Origin of the sequence: Gordonia sp. NPDC057258 (assembly GCF_042668985.1) — a bacterium.
GTDB classification, from domain to species: Bacteria; Actinomycetota; Actinomycetes; order Mycobacteriales; family Mycobacteriaceae; genus Gordonia; species Gordonia hongkongensis.
Genome location: NZ_JBHUXZ010000043.1, coordinates 1 through 18151, shown reverse-complemented (window position 1 = coordinate 18151; position 18151 = coordinate 1). Strand labels below are relative to the sequence as shown.

Below are 18151 nucleotides of genomic sequence, written 5' to 3'. Positions count from 1 at the left end.
ACTCACAAGGCCGATGGTTGACGTTGCGACCCTGGACGCCGTACTAGTGTGTTCGTCGAGGTAGACCAATTCTCACGCCCGACAACGGGAGGAAGCCTGTGAGTACGCCCTTCGGAGACGACTCGTTGCTGCCGAGGCCCGTCCCGGACATGCCAACGAGTCCGCACGGGCACGCTACTGTTCTGCGTTCGGATCGTGCAGCTTGGGAACGTCGTGCGACGGTGGCCACCGAGGCCGCGCGCGACCTAGCCGCGGCTTTCAACAGCCTGAAAGAGATCGATTCATATAACTATTTCGGCGATTGTATCGAAGGCGATAGATTCTTTAAGGCGTTGTCGGGCGCGCTCGCGCGACTATCCGAAGAAATCGACGATAATCTCGCGACTGCCCGCAGTTTAGCTACCCAATGCACTGATGCTTCGTGGCGAATCTCATCTACCGACTCTGAAAGCGCTACGGATTTTGAAACGTAGAGCTGCGATCTCGCAGGCAATCCGTTTGCTTGTAATCGCTGGCACGCCTTGCCTGATGGCATCATGTGCTGTGTCGGGAACTCCGCTTGCTGACGAGGTTGCAGTTAGCTCATCGATGTCCGAGTCAGTAGAACCGCACACCGAGATCAGACAAACCGACGATCGAGGACGTACTCTCCCGTTCGAGAACAAGTTTCCGAATCGCTGGAGTATAAACAACAATGGCACGACATATGAGCCATGCACCTACGTGAGTAACGTCACGCTTTCTCGTTTCGGACTGAATTCCGATTCAGTTGAGGATGTAGCACTATCCGACTTTCAAACTGCGCGTGGGTGCCGATGGTACTACTTTGATGACCCTCTTTCATCGCTCAGTCAGTCAGTCGGCAACTTGGTGCGACCCGGCTTGGGCCTTCAGGGCCACAAGGACCGGATCTCCATCGCTTTCGACTTGCTACCCGACATCGAGGTTGCGGGAAGGACTGTCATACGAGGGTCGAAAGGTCAAGGAAGCTGTTCAGTCTTCGTCCGATCCGGCGATGCGGTCGTCGGAACCTCTGTCAGCAGGTTCGATTTAGTCCGACCGCCGACTGCTGAAGTTTGCAACACAGCTCTTGAGTTCCTTCGCGCAACGATTGCCGATATTCCCCTGTAGCAGGTGATTGAGAAATGCCGAAGGACAACGCCGAGGCGAGATTCCCTACGTCGACCCCGACACCGGCGGTGTCAACGCTCGGCTGCTCGTGCTACTGGACAACCCGTCGACCAAGGCCGAATCGACCAGCGGTTCGGGCCTTTTGAGTTTGGACAACAACGACCGGACCGCGCGGAACTGCCGAGAGGCGTATGCGCGCCACGGAGTCGACTGGGGCGATGTCGTCCACTGGAACGTGGTGCCGTTCCCGGTTGCCGGTGTGAAGAACGGTGGATCGACCCCGGCGGAGCGGGCGCGCGGGGCCCGTTGGACCCGGGAAGTGGTAAGCCTGCTCCCGAATCTCGAGATCGTCCTGCTTCTCGGTGGTTCCGCTCGCGATGGTTGGCGTCGTGCATCCATCACGCGCGCCGGCATCTACGTGCCGGCAGGCAAGATTCCGCACTGTTCGATGCGCGGCTTGAACACCGCGGGCGGGCGCGAGCGGTTCGAAGCCGCGATAGCCGACGTATCGACGAGACTCATGCTGGCCTGAGCACCCACCTGGAACGGATGAGGACTGCGGTGACGTTCTGCCACCAGCGTGCAGTCGTAGCTTCGGGACGTCCACACGGTTTCGACCAGCATGGGCCAATGCGCTGTGCAGCAGAATCTCTCGCTGCCGTCGAACCGCCCTATTGTCATCGCATGACGACTGACACGCATGGTGCGCAACGAGTGTTGCGAACACGCTCCGCGTCCACACCGTCCACGGTGTGGCTGGCCACCGGACTGATGATTACCGGAGCGAGCATCCAGCTCATCGGCATGTTCCACGCGCTCTCGTTGGTCGAGGCAGTCAGGGAAGAAGCACGTCTGCGGCAGTCCGTTCTCCTCAGTGACGGATCGACTTATCGGAGCTCTGACGCACTAGGTGTCGCGAGCGAGACCGGGACCAACGTCGCGACCGGTTTGATCGTCGCGTCCTGCCTCGCTCTTGGCGGGCTCTGGCTGTTGCTCGCGTACGTCAACCTACGCGGTTTCCGCTGGGCGCGCGTGGCGGCCACCGTCATCGGCGCGGTAGGCATCGTCTCCGGGATCACGTCCGTAGCAACCTATGACAGGTCAGTGACCAGCACGCTCGACGTCCTTCTGTTGGTCATCGAAGTCGCTGCACTGAGTCTCCTTTGGCATCCGCGTTCAGCGCCCCACTTCCGCCAGAAGTGACCTGACAGTCGGCCAACGTCCCGCTGCGTTTCGGCCCGGTCGATGATTCCGGCGCGTTTGGCAGAATGCGGGCATGGTCGAACAGAGCATCTGGATGCAGAAGTCCGCCGAAGATCCCAACCACTCGAGCTGGTACGTCGAGCGCTTCCGTGCCCTCGCTCGTGAGGGCAACGACCTGGTCGGCGAGGCTCGGCTCATCGACACGATGGCGTCGCGCGGGTCCCGCATCCTCGACGCCGGGTGTGGCCCGGGGCGCGTGGGCGGGTACCTCGCCGAAGTCGGACACGATGTCGTCGGCGTTGACGTCGACCCGGTCCTCATCCAAGCTGCCGAAGAAGACCATCCAGGCCCGCGATGGCTGGTGAACGACCTCGCCGAACTCGATCTCCCTGCCCGCGGCATCGACGAACCGTTCGACCTGATCGTCTCGGCCGGCAACGTAATGGCGTTCCTCGCGCCGAGCACCCGTGTCACCGTCCTCGAGCGGTTGCGCGCACATCTGCGCGACGACGGCCGCGCGGTGATCGGGTTCGGCGCCGGCCGGGACTACGCGTTCGACGAGTTCCTCGAGAACGCAGCCACCGCCGGCTTCGCTCAGGACCTGCTCCTGGAGTCCTGGGACGTCCGCCCGTTCACCAAGAAGTCGGAGTTCCTTGTAGCGGTCCTGCGGCCCGCGTAGAACGCAGCAACTGGTCGGCATCAGTGCACTAATCGTCAAGAGTTCTGAACACAGGCGAATCAGCCGGCGGTACCGCCGAAAGTTCCCACGGGCCCGTAGTCGATCTGTGCGCCGGCGCGGACGAAGCAGTCGCGAAACGCGGTCACGTCTTTAGCACCCGACGCCAGCCAGTAGCGGTACTCGAGTCGCTCGATCGCAGCGACTATTCGAGCCACAGAATTTGCAGCGCCCTCGCCGGCCGCAGACCCCGTGTCGTGGGCCGCCTCGGCTATCCGCGCGCGACGGAGAGTCACAGATCGCTGGTAGATCAACGATGTTCGAGTGGAGAGTTACTCCCAGCTTGATGGGACCCTTGTGTAGCACCACAACCTAGCTAGGCGTGGCGTTTTCGACCAAGGAATGAATCCGGGTTAAGCGCGTGCCGGTCGTCGTGCTGTTGCGGAGACGCGGCGTGCAAATCCAACTGCATCTACGAGGAGACCTCCCGGGCAAGCGTAATCAAGCTCTTATCGCGGTAGAACCAGACGTCTCCGCCTGGGATCGCGTCTCGGACCTCATTAGTTGCCATCATTACAACGTGCTTGGCGAGACTCGTTGGTGTCCATGTGCGTTCGGAGTCCTCCGTCTCTGCGTCCCAGCGAAGCGGCTTATCCCGGTTGCGCGTCCAGGTCGCGAGTCCTCTCGCCGGGCGTTCCTGGATCCACCGTTCTGTTTCTGCTACTAGCTCCTGCGCGACCGCGCCGCGAAGGTTAAGTTCAACTGTCGAGCCCTCCGGAATAGCGGTGTTGTCGTAGAGGAGATAGGTCGAACGAGCAGCTCGCTGTCGTTGTGCAATGCGTGTAGCCGCCGACTCAATGCTTGTGAGACCAGGTGTGAGAACACGGGCGGACGGGTCATCGGGTGGGTACTGTCGTCGAAATACCACACAGGACGTCGACTCTTGTCCATCTCTAGTGTCGTGAAAGACGTTCACAGTGTGCATTTCGATGGTCAACTTAGGTGCAATGTCCGACAGCCACGCAACAGTCGTCAATGTCTGTGCGGCGTAACTTTCTGCAATTAGAACAATCCTGGGTAGTTTCAGGATGTCGTCGTTCCAATCATCAATAACATGCTCTTCCAGACGAAGGAGTGCCTCGTCCTTGGTGCATGGTGTTCCCAAAGTTGTCAGGTACTCAGCGTGCGCCTCGGCCAGTGTCAGCTTGTCGAAGCCCGCGACCAACGCGGCATACGTCACTGCCTGTAGGTGGATTCGGGCGTCGTTCCCCCGTTTCAGCTCGACGACGATCAACTGGCCGGACGTGTCTAACGCCAGAACATCGAGCCGTTCCCGTCCAAGGTCTCCCTCAGATGACGACCATTTCGAGTACTGGCGCGCGACGACCACTACGCCAGCGCCGAGTACTGCGGGGTTGTCAACCACCCACTGCTCGAGATGGACCGTCTCAAGAAAGCCGGACGCAGCGAGCGATCCGCTGGCTAGGGGCTTCGCGACTGGACCATCGACAGTCAGAATCTTGATATCTGTCGTCACAAATTCATGCTAGACGTGAAAGTCCAGGAAAGTGACTTGTTGCCCGGCATTCTATGACGGCGGCGCAGGGCCGGATTTAAAAGTATGGACGACAAAGCAAGTGCTTCGTACAACTCAAGGCCCTGTGCACGAAACCATTACGACTGTCGTGCGACGAAAAGGGCGTCATTCCGACCAGCGCCGCCCCATTTGGCCGAATGCCTCTTGCCTACTGGGCGCCATGCCGATCCGCTCGCGCTGGCCGGTGGCCTCGCGGGCCGGAACCGTCCACCGCGCTCGGACGAGGTGTTGGACTGTTCTCGAAACCGTCAATTCTCGACCACCGTCAGCCTGATCGGCCTGTGCCACCGCGTGCTCGCCGCCCAACTCGCAGCCGGCAGGTTGTCGACGATCCCACGTCCTGTGCCAGGTAGTGCTATAGGTCCATGCCGAAATTCGCCGCGGATTTCAACCATTCGAGTTGGTACGGGGAGCGCTTCTGCGCTCTGGCTCGTGAGGGCGCCGACCTGGTCTGCGAGGCTCGGCTCCTCAATGCGATGGCGTCGCGCGGGTCTCGCATCCTCGACGCCGGGTGTGGCCCGGGGCGCGTAGGCGGGTACCTCGCCGAAGTCGGACACCAAGTCCGTCGGCGTCGACGTCGACCCGGTCCTCATCCAAGCCGCTGACGAAGACCACCCGGGCCCGCGCTGGCTGGTGAACGACCTCGCCGAACTCGACCTCCCCGCCCGCGGCATCGACGAACCGTTCGACCTGATCGTCTCGGCCGGCAACGTGATGGCGTTTCTCGCGCCGAGCACCCGTGTCACCGTCCTCGAGCGGTTGCGCGCGCATCTCCCCGACGACGGTCGCGCGGTGATCGGGTTCGGCGCCGGCCGGGACTACGCATTCGACGAGTTCCTCGACAACGCAGCCACCGCCGGCTTCGCTCAGGACCTGCTCCTGGAATCCTGGGACGTCCGCCCGTTCACCGACAAGTCGGAGTTCCTCGTGGCGGTCCTGCGGCCCGCATAGAGGTCACCTGCTTGGCATCTGTAAATGCCAACCGTCAAGAGCTATGAGCGACACCCGAATCAGCCGCCGGCGGCCCCGAACGTGCCCTCAGTGATCTCGACGTCAGGCGACAGTGGCTGCCGCATCCGCCAGCGTTCAGTCAGCTTCGACGCGGCGATCTTCCACTCGCCGTCTTCGACGACATACTCGTCGTCGTACTCCCCCACCATGACCGTCTCGGTCCGGTCGAGCAGGTTCACCTGTCGGAAGCGCAACGACCACCGTCCTGTCGCAGTCGTCTCGCTGGTGAGGGTGATGTCCGGATGCATGCCGTGGTGCATGTCGAGGATGGCGAACCGGCCGTCGACCTTGTGCAGTGCGACCCGCCGAAAGATGTCGGTCAGCGCGTCGGCATCGTCGAAGGTGCCCATCGGCCCGTAGTCGATCCGCGCGCCGTCGCGGACGAAGCAGCCGCGAAATGCGTCCGCGTCCTTGGCATCTGACGCTCGCCAGTAGCGGTACTTGAGTCGCTCGATCGCAGCGACGTGGTCATGCTCCGAATCAGTCGTCATCGTCATCCGTTCTCAGCTGCACAGGCTCGCCCGCGGTCCGCCCGGGCGTCAGGGGCAGCCTATGTCCGCTCGCTCCGAACTCACGCGGATTCGCCGACACCGACGGGCTGGTCTGCGGCAGGCAGCGCTCGCCCCGAGGATTCGGGACGCTACCGCGAGTTGGGGCAAGTTGGCCCCGCGGACGCCCGAACAGTGCGGCGTCATCCCGCAGTTGCAAGGCCGACCGAAATTGTCAGTAGTCGATGCGATCATCTGTGAGTCATTAGGGGTTCTCGCCCCAGATCTGCGTTCGCTGTCAGTCGCCTTACCGCCGTCGCGCTCCCGCACCACGAGCAGCGTCGTCGCCTCGGCTCCGATGACAACACGATCGAGGCGGGTTGGAGGAAGGAAGACGGATGAAACTCTCTGCTGCGCTCGATGTCGAGGTCGTCGCCCACGAAGCCGCCGACGAGGTGACTGTGCTGCTCGAACTGCAGGCTCCAGCCGGGCCCGCCACCAAGCGGACACCAACAGCGTTCCAGGTCGTGCTCGACCGCAGCGGGTCCATGTCTGGCGCTCCTCTCGCCGGCGCACTGAAAGCACTCACGAGCGTGGTCGCCCAACTCGACCCGACCGATGTGTTCGGGCTGGTCACGTTCGACGACTCGGCCGACGTCGTTGTCCCCGCTGGTCCACTCACAGACAAGCAGCGCGCGACCGATGCCGTTGCTCGCATCGACGCCGGGGGCCTCACCGACCTGTCATCGGGCTACCTACGAGCTCTGCAGGAGCTGCGACGCGGAACTACCGCGGCGGGGATTCGTGGCGGAACCGTGCTGATCGTCAGCGATGGTCACGTGAATCAGGGGATCCAAGACGTCGACGCCCTCGCCGGCGTCACCGCGAAGGCCGCCGCTGACGGCATCGTCACGTCGACGCTCGGTTACGGCCGCGGGTACGACGAAACGCTGCTGTCCGCGATGGCGAAGGCAGGCAACGGAAACCACGTCTTCGCCGACGACCCGGATGCCGCTGGGGCGGCAATCGCTGGTGAGGTGGACGGATTGCTGGCGAAGTCGGCTCAGGCCGTCACCCTGACCGTGCGTTTCGTGCCGGAGGTGCAGAAGCTGGCCCTGTACAACGACCTCCCAGTCCACCAGACCGCCGAACGCGAGCTGATGATCGAGCTCGGTGACCTGCACGCGCTAGAGCAGCGAAAGCTGTTGCTGCAGATGAATTTCGATGGACTGGCTGCGCTTGGGGTCACTCAGGTCGCCGACCTAGAGTTGCGTTACGTCGAGACGGCCACGCTGACTGAGCATATGGTCACGCTGCCCATCTCGGTCAACGTGGTGCCGGGCGATGAGCTGGGTGATCGGATACCCGATCCGAAGGTGCAGTCCGAGAAGCTCTATCAAGAAGGTCAGGCCGAGAAGCTTCGGGCGTCGCAGGCCTTCGAGCGCGGTGACCTCGAGGGTGGTGAGTCGGCGCTCGGTGTCGCTCGGGCGCGCCTGACGGAGGCCGCCTCGTTCTGCCCGCCCGAGGACCGCGAGGCCATCGATGGGGAGGTTGGTGCGCTTGACGTGCTTGCTGCCGACGTCCGTACGACAGGTGCCGGTTACGTGTCCAAGGCGACCCGCGACTCGTATCATCTCGCCAACCGGAAGCGTGGTCGGCGCCGGGACTGAGCTCGTCCTCGATGACACTGTCCCCGCGTTTTGCCCTCAACGCCGACGACCGACCGCGTCGAGCGCGACCGAACTCTTCACCAGGAGGAACGATATGCACCTCACCACCGCCCAACTCGACCGCGCCGCAGGTGTTCTCCTCGGGACAGCCGCTGGTGATGCGCTCGGCGTTCCGTACGAGTTCGAGTCCCGCGTCCTGCGTGGTGACGAGGCGCCCCAGATGCTCGGCGGAGGTTTAGGCGACTTCGCTCCCGGCGAATGGAGTGACGACACGTCCATGGCGATGGCGATCGCGGATGTCGCTGCGACCGGTGCCGACCTCACCAGCGACGAGGCGCTCGACGCCATCGCCGACAACTTCCTGCGCTGATTCGACGGCGGCCCGGCCGACATCGGCATCCAGACCCGGGCTGTTCTCAGCGCGACGAGGCGGCGGCTCAGCCGCGGTGGAGTCGGCGCGGGCGCGATCATGCGCGACGAGGCGAACGCCTACGCCGAGCAGCATCCGCACTCGGCGGGCAACGGTGCGTTGATGAGGACCGCACCCGTCGCGCTCGCGCACCTCGAAGATCGGGACCGCCTCGCTGACGCCGCGCGGCTGGTGGCCGGTCTCACCCACGCCGACCCCCTCGCCGGCGATTCCTGTGTCTTGTGGTGCGAGGCGATCCGGGTGGCGGTTCTGGACGGTAAGTTCGACGTCCGCGCCGGACTCGACCTACTACCCGACGAGCGAGTCGACCAGTGGTCGGCATGGCTCGACGCCGCCGAGTCGAAGCCTCCGAACTCGTTCTCGCCGAATGGGTTCACCGTCACTGCGCTTCAGGCAGCAGTTTCGGCCATCTTGCAGACCCCGATCCCTGACGCGATGCCATGCCGTCACCTGCAAAGCGCACTCGACACCGCAGTCCGGATCGGCAACGACACAGACACGGTGGCAGCGATCGCCGGCGGTCTGCTCGGTGCTCGATGGGGTGCGAGTGCCGTCCCCCTGGTTCTGGCGTCGCGCCGTGCACGGCTGGCCGGAACGCGACGGACGACCGTGCGATTCGCACGACCTGGTCGCGCTGGCAACCCTCGCGGTGCGCGACGGTGAGCCGGATGGCAAGGGCTGGCCGCTGGTCGACGACGTTCCATACTCCGAGCACGCATTCACCGACGCAGTCCCCCACCCGTTCGACGATGGTGTGCTGCTCGGGACGCACGCGACTGTCAACCATGGTGCCGACGCGGTCGTCGATGTGCCGGGTCGGGCGGCGCCAGGCGTGTTTCGGGAAGGCGACTGAGTTCGTCGCGTCGCGACTCATGGATTCGGGCGATCCTGCCGAGATCCCGAACCTCGAGTTCGTCCTCGCGGACACAGCTGATGCCGTCCGTGGTTTGCGTGCTGAAGGCAAGACGGTGTTGCTCCACTGCGTTGCCGGACATCAGCGGACGCCCAGTGTCGCGGTCGAGTATGGCGTGATGCTCGGACACTCGGTCGAGACGGTGCGTGCTGCGGTGCTTGAGGCTATGCCTGGTGCACGCGGAGGTGGGGTTGTCTGGGCGGCGGCGGGTGAGCCTCGGCCATGAGGACGGATACGTGGGCGCCACTGGTGCCTGGCGAGATATACGAGAGAGGGTCTGTGATGTCCGGAGGAACATTGTCCGGGGCTGATCTGCGGATTTGGATAAGTGCGGCGCTCGAGCCGGTGGTCGGTCATGAAGCTGTCACCGACGATGACGACGACTTCCCGATCCGGTTCGAGACAGGTCTGGTCTTCATCCGCGCAGTAGAGAACGAGCAGTCGATACATTTGCTCTCGACGCTGGTGGACGACGTAATCAAGACCGACTACGCGGCGTTTGTGGTCCAGACCCTCAACCTAAACAACCCGCAGCTCAAGTTCTTTCTGGTCGGCGACACGATTCGTGTCCGCGCAGTACTGTATGCGGACCCGCCAATCGAGTCGCATCTTGTGCGATGCCTTGCCGAGTTCGAAACAGTGATGCGCGACGGAGCCGACATCGCGCACGACGTAGGCGGTCGTTTCGCCTGGGATGCTGACTCGCCGAACTCCGATGATGACGACGAGTTGCCCACAGCCGTCAAGATCTTGATCCAGCTCGACAGTAACGGCGACGAAACCTTGTCACCCGAGGACGTCGCACGGATCTGTCATCACGACACCGACGAGATCCTCGAGTACATCCGGACGGTCGAAGAGCAGATGATCAACTGGCGAAACCGGGCAGACAACGCGGCGGCGGAGGGCGACGGCGAGGAAGCCGAGGCGTGCTTGCACGAAGCGCGCGGCTGGGAGAAGACCGCGTCCGATCTGCGCGGGGCGCTGCGATACGTCGCGCTCGGATCGTAAGATCCATTGCCGCTCCAACTGTTGTGTCGGCCGCAACTCGCCGGCATAGGCGAGTCGCCAGGTCAGGCTAACGCCATTACTTTTGATGTCCCAGTAGCGCTAGGCTCGCCGTATGGCGTCGTCCGGGTGGCAATTCTGGGAAGTGACAGACGACGGCGGCGAGTTGCGTTGGCTCGGCGCCACACGACCCACCGGGCGTACGGCAGCTAACCGTGCGACCGTGTGGACACTCATCCCCAGCACCAGGATTTTTATAGCGAACTGGTTCGTCAGCGAAGCGTGGTCAACTGAGGACAGTGGGTTGTCCTTCGAGGACATACATTCCACCTACGCCCAGAGGATTGCGCTTGACGTGCCGCAGCCCACGAAAGAGGACTTAGCGCGGGTCACGCACCCGGAACGGTTGCTCACGCTGGCCGATGTCACGACCCACTCCGCGCTCAATGTGTTGGGCAAGCGCGTGGACACCAAATTGCAAGAGCGACGATAAGCGTCTGATTCGATTCCTGGGCTGAGTTGAAGACACATCAGGTCATACCAGTCCGGCACGGCGGGAGCAGTTTTCCACACCTGGGACGACGGACAGTCCCGTCTCCGAGGAAATTGTGGTCAACGTACAGCCATAGCGGTGCCCCTTTGCCGTGGATTCGCTGCGACTGCCAGCAATTGGATTGCAGCGCAGCCGAAATCGGTTGCACCGCATCGCAGTGGCTCGACGCACGCGCTACGACCCAGGCATTACCGCCGCCAGACCCTCACACAGAGAGCGCACTTCACCGACTGTCGGCGACAACTCGTACGCATGCTGGTGACAGCATGCGCTCAGTTGATGCCATAGCGAAGCCAGTCGATCAGCTGTCTCACGATCATCGAGCGCCTTCAGGATCGCCAGCCTAGACCGCATCGACGCCCACTCGCAGGGAGCATTGACCACACCGCAGCGCTCGAGCACGGTCGCTTCGAGTGCTTGGCGCGCCACCACCGCAGCGAGTCGGGACGCGTTACCCGAGGTCGAGTCCCCTAGGCCTCGCAGCAATTGCTGGGCATAGGCGAGGAGTTCGGCCGGCGTCACCGCTGGTCCAAGATGTCGTCGATAGTCTTGCGCAAATCTCTGACGTCGTCTTTGCCGATGGTTGCGCCCTTGTGTACGCCCTTCGTTGCGATGGACATCGCCGCAGAACGATGCTGCCGCCGAGACTTCCACCCTGAGAGGTCTGAATCGGTTGCGCCGTGCAGGGCAAGTGCCACACAGGCAGTCGCACTCTTAGCCTCGGCCCATCGCGCTTCCGTGTCGTGCTGCGGCTGACCGTCGACGTTGCTGCGTGTGAAGTAGACCTGGCGAGCTGCTGCTTCGATGGCAAACCGGAACAGACCGGGACACGCTCGCCGCTTGATGTCGTCGGGTACGTTCTCGTCGGCGACGACCGCGAAGGCGTCGTCAACGTAGCGACGCGCAGGTTCGTCGGCGCTTTTCACCACGAGCTGCGAGCCCGACTCCCGGGTGACCTCGATGAGGTGTGCATCGATCGAGTGCTGGCGAATCGCGGTCGCGAGACGATCGTCATGAGAAAACACGATGACCTGCCGGCTGGCGGCGAGGTCGGTCAACACGTTCAGAAAGCCGTCGATTTTGGCCGGGTCCATCGCTTGGATTGGATCGTCGAGCACGATGAACCGGAACGGGCTCGCCATGGCCGTCGCTCGCGGTAGAAACAGTGCGAGCGCGAGGGCGTGTAGTTCGCCCTGACTCATCACCGACAGGGCGCCCACTGGCTTGCCGTCGACGTGTCCCTTCAAGACCGCTTTGCGTTGTGTGCGTCTACCTTCGAGCGCAATCTCCGAGATTTCGACGTCGCTCTCCTGTCGCAGCTGCGACCAGATTGCTCGCGCACCTTCGGAGATCGGTGCGAGCCGCTGCGCCCTGAAGCTTTGCGAGTTCTCCTGAACCCATTTGCGAGCTTCTTCAATCACTTTCACCGTGTCGTCGGTCTCGCGGGCAAGCCGTTCTAACGCAAGCCATTCCAGCGCGTCTTTTGCGATGGGCACCCATGCGTCTTGGAGTTCCGCCGCCGCACTTGCAGCTTCTGTCCGGAGTGCTGCGAGCGCTTCAGAGAGAGGGGGAAGCTGGGCCTCGATGTGACTTGGCAGGTCATCGACGCCAGCGGGTACCGCCGAGGCTGTAGCGAACGCCTCGCGGTAAGTCGCCAGGCTAGGCAACTCAACATCGGCAACCGGCGATACATCTCGAAGTGACTCGAACAGTTGGCGCGCTGACCGCTCCAGCTGGTCCACGTTCCGCCGCGCTTCCCGATACATCGCCAGCTGTGTGTCGTCGGCGGCGATGGCCTCTCGGGCGTGAGTTTCCCAGTCGACGGTCAGCGCACCCTCGCCGCACACCGGGCAGGCCGGAGCGTCGGTGTCGTGCGCGTTCCGGTACTCCAGGGCTCGCCGGAGCAGATTAGACCGCTGCTCGGCGGTCCGCATCGCACTGTCGGCCAGGGTTCGTGAGTTGCTCAGAGCATCGCGAAGTTCGGTAGCGATCATCGCAGCGAAATCGAGGTCTGGTAGGTCGATTCCTGCGATCGAGTCGAGGGCAGCGGCTGTCGTATGTTCGCGCGAGTCAGTGCCGGCTACCAGGCTGGCGATCGCATCCAGGTCGGGAGTCCGTGAGCGCACGAGTTTTGCCAGCGCGGCGGCGCGTTCGTCGTCGGCATCGGCGAGCAGCTTCTTGAGCGCAACTAGTGAGTCTCGTGCGGTCTTGCGCGGGCGCCGACGTTCCGCGTGCTCCGCGTTCAACCGATTCTCTGCGTCCTGCACCTCGTCGAGGGCGAGCAACTTGTCCAGCGCGTCGTAGAGCTTCGACGGCTCTTGCTCGAGCAGGCCGCCGATCTCGTCGTAGCTCAGAATCGGGCGGTAGATCTCGATCGCCGTGGACCAGCCAAGCGCGTCGACGCCGTGTTGACGCTTCTCGCCCTCGCGCTGGGACCAGTGCTGGGCGTCGTTCAGCGCGGCTCCGTCGGGCCACTGCGCGCCGATCGAAGTCTTGGGTCCGTTCTCTGTGGTGAAGTCGACGCGCACTTCACACGGGTCGCCCTGGTGCAGATTGCGCCAGGCGTCGACCCAAAGTTTGGCCTTGTTCTTCCAGCGGTAGCTCTCACCGGTGAGCGCATACTCGAGGGCCTCGGCGAAGCTCGACTTGCCCGACCCGTTGCGTCCGCTGATAACGGTGATGCCGGGGTAAGGCGTGATCGTCAGGCTCGCCTGCGGACCAATCCCACGGAAGCCGGCAACACGGATCTCGCGCAGAAACGCACCGGCAGGTTCCTGCGCCTCCGGCGTGGAGTTGGGCCGTTGATGAGTCACTGCCCTACCGCCGAGCTGCTCCGATAGTGCGTCCTCGCTGTCGAGAGCAGCAATCACCACGTACTTGGCTTCGTCACTCAGCTCGTCGTCGGCGTCGAGCAACTCCCAGACGGTCTCGAGCAGGGACGCCTCACGGATCGACTTTGACTCGGTCACCACACTCCCCCTCGACGGAACTATCGCCGACCTTGCCACACCGTAGAGACTTGCCGCTGTTGTCATCACGCTGTGATCTACTCCGACTCGTGCATGATCCTTGGCCGCGACACCAAGAACCAATCCCGACCTGTCCGCGATCGCTACGCTCGACGGGGCTAGGAGGCAGCAATGACCGACCGTGACGACATAGGCGTCCGCGAGTTGGAATTTCGGCGGCGATGGCACAGGGCACACATCGCCCGATTCAACGCAGTGAACGACAGCACTCGCGTGTCGTGGCGAGAGGAGCGGCTCACCCCTCACGCGGCCGATGCTCGACAGCTTCTCAACACGCTCGGCCGAACCAGAGATTTGAGCTCGTTCCAAGCCGAGACGGACCGCTGGGTGCGCAGCTTCGATTCTGGATACGGCGGCACCGGCGGACAGATGATCATCAACCAGATCAACAAGATGTCGCCTGATCCGGACGCTGCCGTCAGCGTCCTAGTCGACGTACTGTCTCCACCTCAGGACCTCGATGATGCCGTTCGCAAGATCCGCCTGCTTGCCGATCATCTCCAAGAGATTCGAGTCGGCGCACACCCGAGCCCCAAGCGTGCTCCGTTTGTTGCCTCCTACTACTGGGCCCTCGATAACCCGCAGACGTGGCCCGCGGCGTGGCCGAAGTCGGCCGAGTACATGAACTACCTCACCGGGAACGCCGAGTTCAACGACCAAGGCGAGAGATATGCGGAACTCTACCGTTGCGCAACCGAGATTGACGGTGATCCACGACGTTTCGAACAGGTTGCCGCGTGGTGGGCGGACGAGCGCCCAGTCCTTCTGGACGACGTTCTGTGCGACCGTGCAGCCCTCCGCGAAGGCGCGAAGGATCGGGGCGATGCTCCGGAGTCGTACCGCGCCAACGCCGCTGCCCTGGTTTCGGTCGCAAAACACTTCGGTACAACCCTGGAGACGTCAGTGTCGGAGGCAGCCGGACGAACTCTCAAGACGCGCACCCCCGGCGTGATGTGGGATGCGGACTGGCCCCGGGGCGATCTCTGGACGGATTGGCGGGTACCGGGCACTTACGGGTTGTCGGTCCGCGTGTGGCTCAATGCGAAAGGACTCGCCATCGGGCTGCGCCCGTTTCCCGACGCCGAAACCGGAGCGGCCGAACGCGCCGTCGAACTAGCCGAGAGTCATCCTCTTGCCGGATACGAGCTTCTCGCAGGGAGGTCGCGCGTGGGCCGGAACGCCGGGTTCACCGGCGGCGGCACGGGCGAAGTGATCTATGCGCGCTGGTTCGACCGGTCCACGTTCCCAGCGCTGGACCTACGATCCGAGGTTCTCCAGACAGCCCGCGACGTCGCGCCGATCATGTCGGAACTCAACGGCGAAAACATGACGCAGAACGAGGAGGACGACGCCTTGGCCGCCGTGGTCGCCGAGTTCAAGTCCACGACCGGATACCCGACGCCGGGTCACGACCAAGACAGAGCCGATCGCCGTGACTTCGCCAAGTTGCTTGACCCCGAGGAGCTGTCGATTGTCGATCGCGCGGACCTGCGGCCGATTTGGAATACGCAACGCTACGGTGGTACCGGTCCAATGTCGATCCTCAACAAAAGTGTCCGTGACGCGGACGATGCCGAGTATCAGCGCATCATCGATACCTTCACCTACGTGTGCTGGGGCGACGAACCGCCGGCCACACGGATCAACCGGGCCTTGGAGGACGACGAGCTCCGCGTCAAGGGATTCGGCGAGTCGGTCATGATGAAGATGCTCGCCATCACTCATCCCGAGCAGTTCATCACCGTGTACCCGTACACCGGCCCCAAGGGCAAGTTGCGAATGCTTAAGCTGCTGGGTCTCGACACCCCGGACGAAGCCGGACGGGGACAGCTTCAAGTCGCCTCGAATGACGCCCTACGCGCACGGCTCGACAGCTACTTCCCCGGCGACCCTCTCGGCATGGGTGCCTTCCTCTACTGGTACGTCGAGAACGACGAGGTGCCCGACGACGAACCGATCGTCGATCCGCTCGACGACCTTGCGGAAGAGTTGCTGGTCGAGCGCGCCTTCCTGGACGACGTCGTCGCACTGCTCGAGGACAAGAAGCAGGTTGTGTTCTACGGCCCACCGGGGACCGGAAAGACGTACTTCGCCCGCAAACTGGCCGAGACCCTGGTCCCCGAAGCTTCCCGAAGACCCATCGTTCAGTTCCACCCGTCCACATCGTACGAGGACTTCTTCGAGGGGTACCGACCGGAGACCGACGTAGACGGGGTCATGACCTACCGCCTGCAGCGTGGCCCGCTCGCCGAACTGGCGGCACGCGCCAACGATAAACCGGGACATCGTCATCTCATGATCATTGACGAGATCAATCGAGCCAATTTACCAAAAGTGCTTGGCGAGTTGCTCTTTCTACTTGAGTACCGGGATACACCGGTGCGGACCTTGTATCGCCCGGATGATCCGTTCGAGCTGTCCAAGGACATCTGGTTCATCGGGACGATGAACACCGCCGACCGGTCGATCGCCTTGATCGACGCTGCCCTGAGGCGACGATTTCACTTCATCCCGTTCTTCCCGAACCATGGCCCGATGGCTGGGCTCCTTGGCCGCTGGCTCCAGCGTGAAGGCGAACCGGCGTGGGTAGGCGAGGTGGTCGCACAGGTCAACGATGAGCTCGATCGTGAACTCGGGGGACCTCATCTCCAACTCGGGCCCAGCCACTTCATGAAGCGCGGACTCGACAAAGAAGCGTTGCAGCGCATCTGGGTGTACGACATTGAGCCGTTCATCGAAGACCAGTTCTTCGGCGACGCCACACGGATCACGTACTTCCGATTCGACCAAGTGTGGAAGCGTTTCAATGACCTGGCCGGCGAGTCGATCAGCGAGAATCTAGGCGAAGACGAGCCGGACCTCGGATGAACGTGCGTGTGACCCTCAAGGAGTATGAGTCGCGCGAGCTTGTGCTGACACGTGCACAAGCCGAGTCCCTCGAACTGACCGGCTTCGTCGAAGTGTCACCCGCGCCCGGTGACCGGTGGCGCATCACGGCAACGTCCCACGTCGGGACGCTGGTCGTCGATGGTATTCGCCTTCTGATACGGCCAAAGATCAACCCTCAGAACCTCTTTCTTCTTCTGGAGCCGGGTCTTCCGCACAGCGCCTGGCGCCGGGAGGCTTTCGATTACGACGTGTCGTCGGATCTACTCCCCTCGGTGATCGCCTTTTTCGCGCGAACCCTCGAGACCACGCTCGCTCGGGGAGTCTTGCGGTCGTATAGGACGATGGAAGAGACGCTTGTCGCGCTGCGCGGGCGCCTCGACGTGCCCAGGCAGTTCAAGCGCGCGGGAGTTCTCACCCAAGTCGCGTGTACGTACGACGACTTCACGGAAGACATCCCGGAGAATCGGGTGTTGCGGGCTGCCGTACAGCGGGCGCTTCGTATCGCCCGAGTCGACCCGGCCGACCGACAACGACTAATGCGTCAGCTCGTGGCGCTCGACGCGGTCGAGGACCATGCCGTCACGCCCGAGGACGTCGACCAGATACACCTTACTCGGCTGAGTCAGCATTACGCGGCCGCACTGCGGCTCGCGCGTCTCATTCTCGCCAACCTCACGCTCACCGATTCCCACGGAACAGCACCCGCCTCATCGTTCATGGTCGACATGAACGATTTGTTCCAAAGTTTCGTCACCGAACGATTGCGGCGCGAAATGAGGGGTCGTCTCGACGTAATAGCCGAGCCCACCGTGCATCTAGGCACGGGCCGCCAGGTGACTATGCTGCCGGATCTGTTGTTCCGCAGTGCGCACGGACAGCACGTCTACGTCGGCGACATCAAGTACAAGCTCGCCAAGGACGGACGTGGACGTAGCGGGGACTACTACCAACTGCTCGCTTACACGACCGCGTTGGAGCTTCCGGAGGGGGTCCTCATCTACTGTCGTCACGAGAATGATGACACCGATAGCAGGACGGTTATCGTACAGAGTGTCGGTACGAGGCTGGTTCTGAGATCGCTCGATCTGAGCGACTCTCCCGAGCACGTAGAACTTGAGCTCCAACGGTTGGCTGCGAGTATCGCTGCGGCGGTGAAGGGCTGACGAAGCAATCGTCGATCCCTCGGACCAGGGCGGGACAGAGAGTATCTGCAGAGTGTCGTTCAGTAACCACAGAGGCGCTTGCCGAATTGTGCCTAGATGCACTCGCGCCGGTGATCGCGCCATCGGCAGAGAACCTCGACTTCGTGCTAGCGGACACGCCGACGCCGTTCTCGGGTTACGTGCCGGGCAAGACCGTGCTGCTGCACTGCGTGGCCGGACACCAGCGGACGAGCAGCGTCGCCATCGAGTACGACGTGACGCTGGGACATCCGCTCGCGCAGGTGAGTGGCTCTGTTGGCAGGTCCCCGATAGCCGGTCCAGGCAGTTCTAGAGCCAGTTTCTTCTAGCTGTCGGTCAGTCGATCTCGCAGCCCACAGGGTGGTGCTGGTG

Annotated in this window: 15 protein-coding genes and 3 pseudogenes; 14 read left to right on the top strand and 4 right to left on the bottom strand. The window is 62.8% G+C overall.

All coding sequences use genetic code 11. The annotated features are described in order from the left end of the window. Positions 1 to 221 precede the first annotated feature (221 nt). From ACFUEJ_RS21540 to ACFUEJ_RS21520, 5 genes and pseudogenes are all read left to right on the top strand, one after another. Positions 222 to 473, top strand: coding sequence for a hypothetical protein (locus ACFUEJ_RS21540; RefSeq protein ID WP_388031751.1), 252 nt, complete (start codon positions 222 to 224; stop codon positions 471 to 473). Beyond that, positions 415 to 1131, top strand: coding sequence for a DUF3558 family protein (locus tag ACFUEJ_RS21535; RefSeq protein ID WP_388031738.1), 717 nt, complete (start codon positions 415 to 417; stop codon positions 1129 to 1131). The genes ACFUEJ_RS21540 and ACFUEJ_RS21535 overlap by 59 nt, the downstream gene beginning before the upstream one ends. Before the next feature lie 7 nt (positions 1132 to 1138). Continuing rightward, a pseudogene (locus ACFUEJ_RS21530) lies at positions 1139 to 1663 on the top strand (uracil-DNA glycosylase); the annotation flags it as partial. A gap of 152 nt (positions 1664 to 1815) precedes the next feature. Next, positions 1816 to 2334 (top strand): hypothetical protein, encoded by a 519-nt coding sequence (locus ACFUEJ_RS21525; RefSeq protein WP_388031736.1) that lies wholly within the window; start codon positions 1816 to 1818, stop codon positions 2332 to 2334. Between the two features lie 73 nt (positions 2335 to 2407). Then, positions 2408 to 3013 carry a class I SAM-dependent methyltransferase gene (locus ACFUEJ_RS21520; RefSeq protein WP_388031733.1) on the top strand — a complete coding sequence of 202 codons (606 nt, stop codon included), beginning with the start codon at positions 2408 to 2410 and terminating at the stop codon, positions 3011 to 3013. Positions 3014 to 3072: 59 nt separating this feature from the next. Here ACFUEJ_RS21520 and ACFUEJ_RS21515 read toward each other — a convergent pair whose 3' ends face one another. Next, positions 3073 to 3228, bottom strand: coding sequence for a hypothetical protein (locus ACFUEJ_RS21515; RefSeq protein WP_388031730.1), 156 nt, complete (start codon positions 3226 to 3228; stop codon positions 3073 to 3075). 254 nt (positions 3229 to 3482) lie between these two features. Beyond that, positions 3483 to 4547 carry a DNA-binding protein gene (locus tag ACFUEJ_RS21510; protein WP_388031728.1) on the bottom strand — a complete coding sequence of 355 codons (1065 nt, stop codon included), beginning with the start codon at positions 4545 to 4547 and terminating at the stop codon, positions 3483 to 3485. A gap of 425 nt (positions 4548 to 4972) precedes the next feature. On the opposite strand from ACFUEJ_RS21510, the pseudogene ACFUEJ_RS21505 reads away from it, so the two are divergent. Then, positions 4973 to 5558: pseudogene (locus ACFUEJ_RS21505) on the top strand (class I SAM-dependent methyltransferase). A 59-nt stretch (positions 5559 to 5617) separates the two neighbouring features. Here the strand turns inward: ACFUEJ_RS21505 and ACFUEJ_RS21500 are convergent. Continuing rightward, on the bottom strand, positions 5618 to 6109 hold the full coding sequence (locus ACFUEJ_RS21500; RefSeq protein ID WP_388031725.1) for a nuclear transport factor 2 family protein: 492 nt from the start codon (positions 6107 to 6109) through the stop codon (positions 5618 to 5620). A 395-nt stretch (positions 6110 to 6504) separates the two neighbouring features. Here ACFUEJ_RS21500 and ACFUEJ_RS21495 point away from each other — a divergent pair, with 395 nt between their 5' ends. The 5 genes and pseudogenes from ACFUEJ_RS21495 (at position 6505) to ACFUEJ_RS21475 (ending at position 10620) form a co-directional block, all read left to right on the top strand. Further along, positions 6505 to 7776 carry a VWA domain-containing protein gene (locus tag ACFUEJ_RS21495; protein WP_388031723.1) on the top strand — a complete coding sequence of 424 codons (1272 nt, stop codon included), beginning with the start codon at positions 6505 to 6507 and terminating at the stop codon, positions 7774 to 7776. A 94-nt stretch (positions 7777 to 7870) separates the two neighbouring features. Then, positions 7871 to 8869 (top strand): annotated as a pseudogene (locus ACFUEJ_RS21490) (ADP-ribosylglycohydrolase family protein). Next, positions 8856 to 9059 carry a hypothetical protein gene (locus ACFUEJ_RS21485; RefSeq protein WP_388031720.1) on the top strand — a complete coding sequence of 68 codons (204 nt, stop codon included), beginning with the start codon at positions 8856 to 8858 and terminating at the stop codon, positions 9057 to 9059. Before ACFUEJ_RS21490 ends, ACFUEJ_RS21485 begins: the two are co-directional and overlap by 14 nt. Positions 9060 to 9401: 342 nt before the next feature. Further along, positions 9402 to 10130 (top strand): hypothetical protein, encoded by a 729-nt coding sequence (locus ACFUEJ_RS21480; protein WP_388031717.1) that lies wholly within the window; start codon positions 9402 to 9404, stop codon positions 10128 to 10130. A 112-nt stretch (positions 10131 to 10242) separates the two neighbouring features. Next, positions 10243 to 10620, top strand: a complete 378-nt coding sequence (locus ACFUEJ_RS21475; protein ID WP_388031715.1) for a hypothetical protein — start codon at positions 10243 to 10245, stop codon at positions 10618 to 10620. 578 nt (positions 10621 to 11198) lie between these two features. On the opposite strand, the gene ACFUEJ_RS21470 is transcribed toward ACFUEJ_RS21475, so the two are convergent. Then, positions 11199 to 13649: an AAA family ATPase gene (locus tag ACFUEJ_RS21470; protein WP_259937238.1), complete on the bottom strand. Its 2451-nt coding sequence runs from the start codon at positions 13647 to 13649 to the stop codon at positions 11199 to 11201. 171 nt (positions 13650 to 13820) lie between these two features. Between ACFUEJ_RS21470 and ACFUEJ_RS21465 the strand changes: the two genes are divergently transcribed. The 3 genes from ACFUEJ_RS21465 (at position 13821) to ACFUEJ_RS21455 (ending at position 18108) form a co-directional block, all read left to right on the top strand. Next, positions 13821 to 16577 carry an McrB family protein gene (locus ACFUEJ_RS21465; RefSeq protein ID WP_388031712.1) on the top strand — a complete coding sequence of 919 codons (2757 nt, stop codon included), beginning with the start codon at positions 13821 to 13823 and terminating at the stop codon, positions 16575 to 16577. 8 nt (positions 16578 to 16585) lie between these two features. Then, the gene (locus ACFUEJ_RS21460) at positions 16586 to 17761 is read left to right on the top strand and encodes an McrC family protein (RefSeq protein ID WP_388031709.1); all 1176 of its coding nucleotides are present in this window, start codon (positions 16586 to 16588) and stop codon (positions 17759 to 17761) included. Positions 17762 to 17871: 110 nt separating this feature from the next. Next, the gene (locus ACFUEJ_RS21455) at positions 17872 to 18108 is read left to right on the top strand and encodes a hypothetical protein (protein WP_226513325.1); all 237 of its coding nucleotides are present in this window, start codon (positions 17872 to 17874) and stop codon (positions 18106 to 18108) included. Positions 18109 to 18151 lie beyond the last annotated feature (43 nt).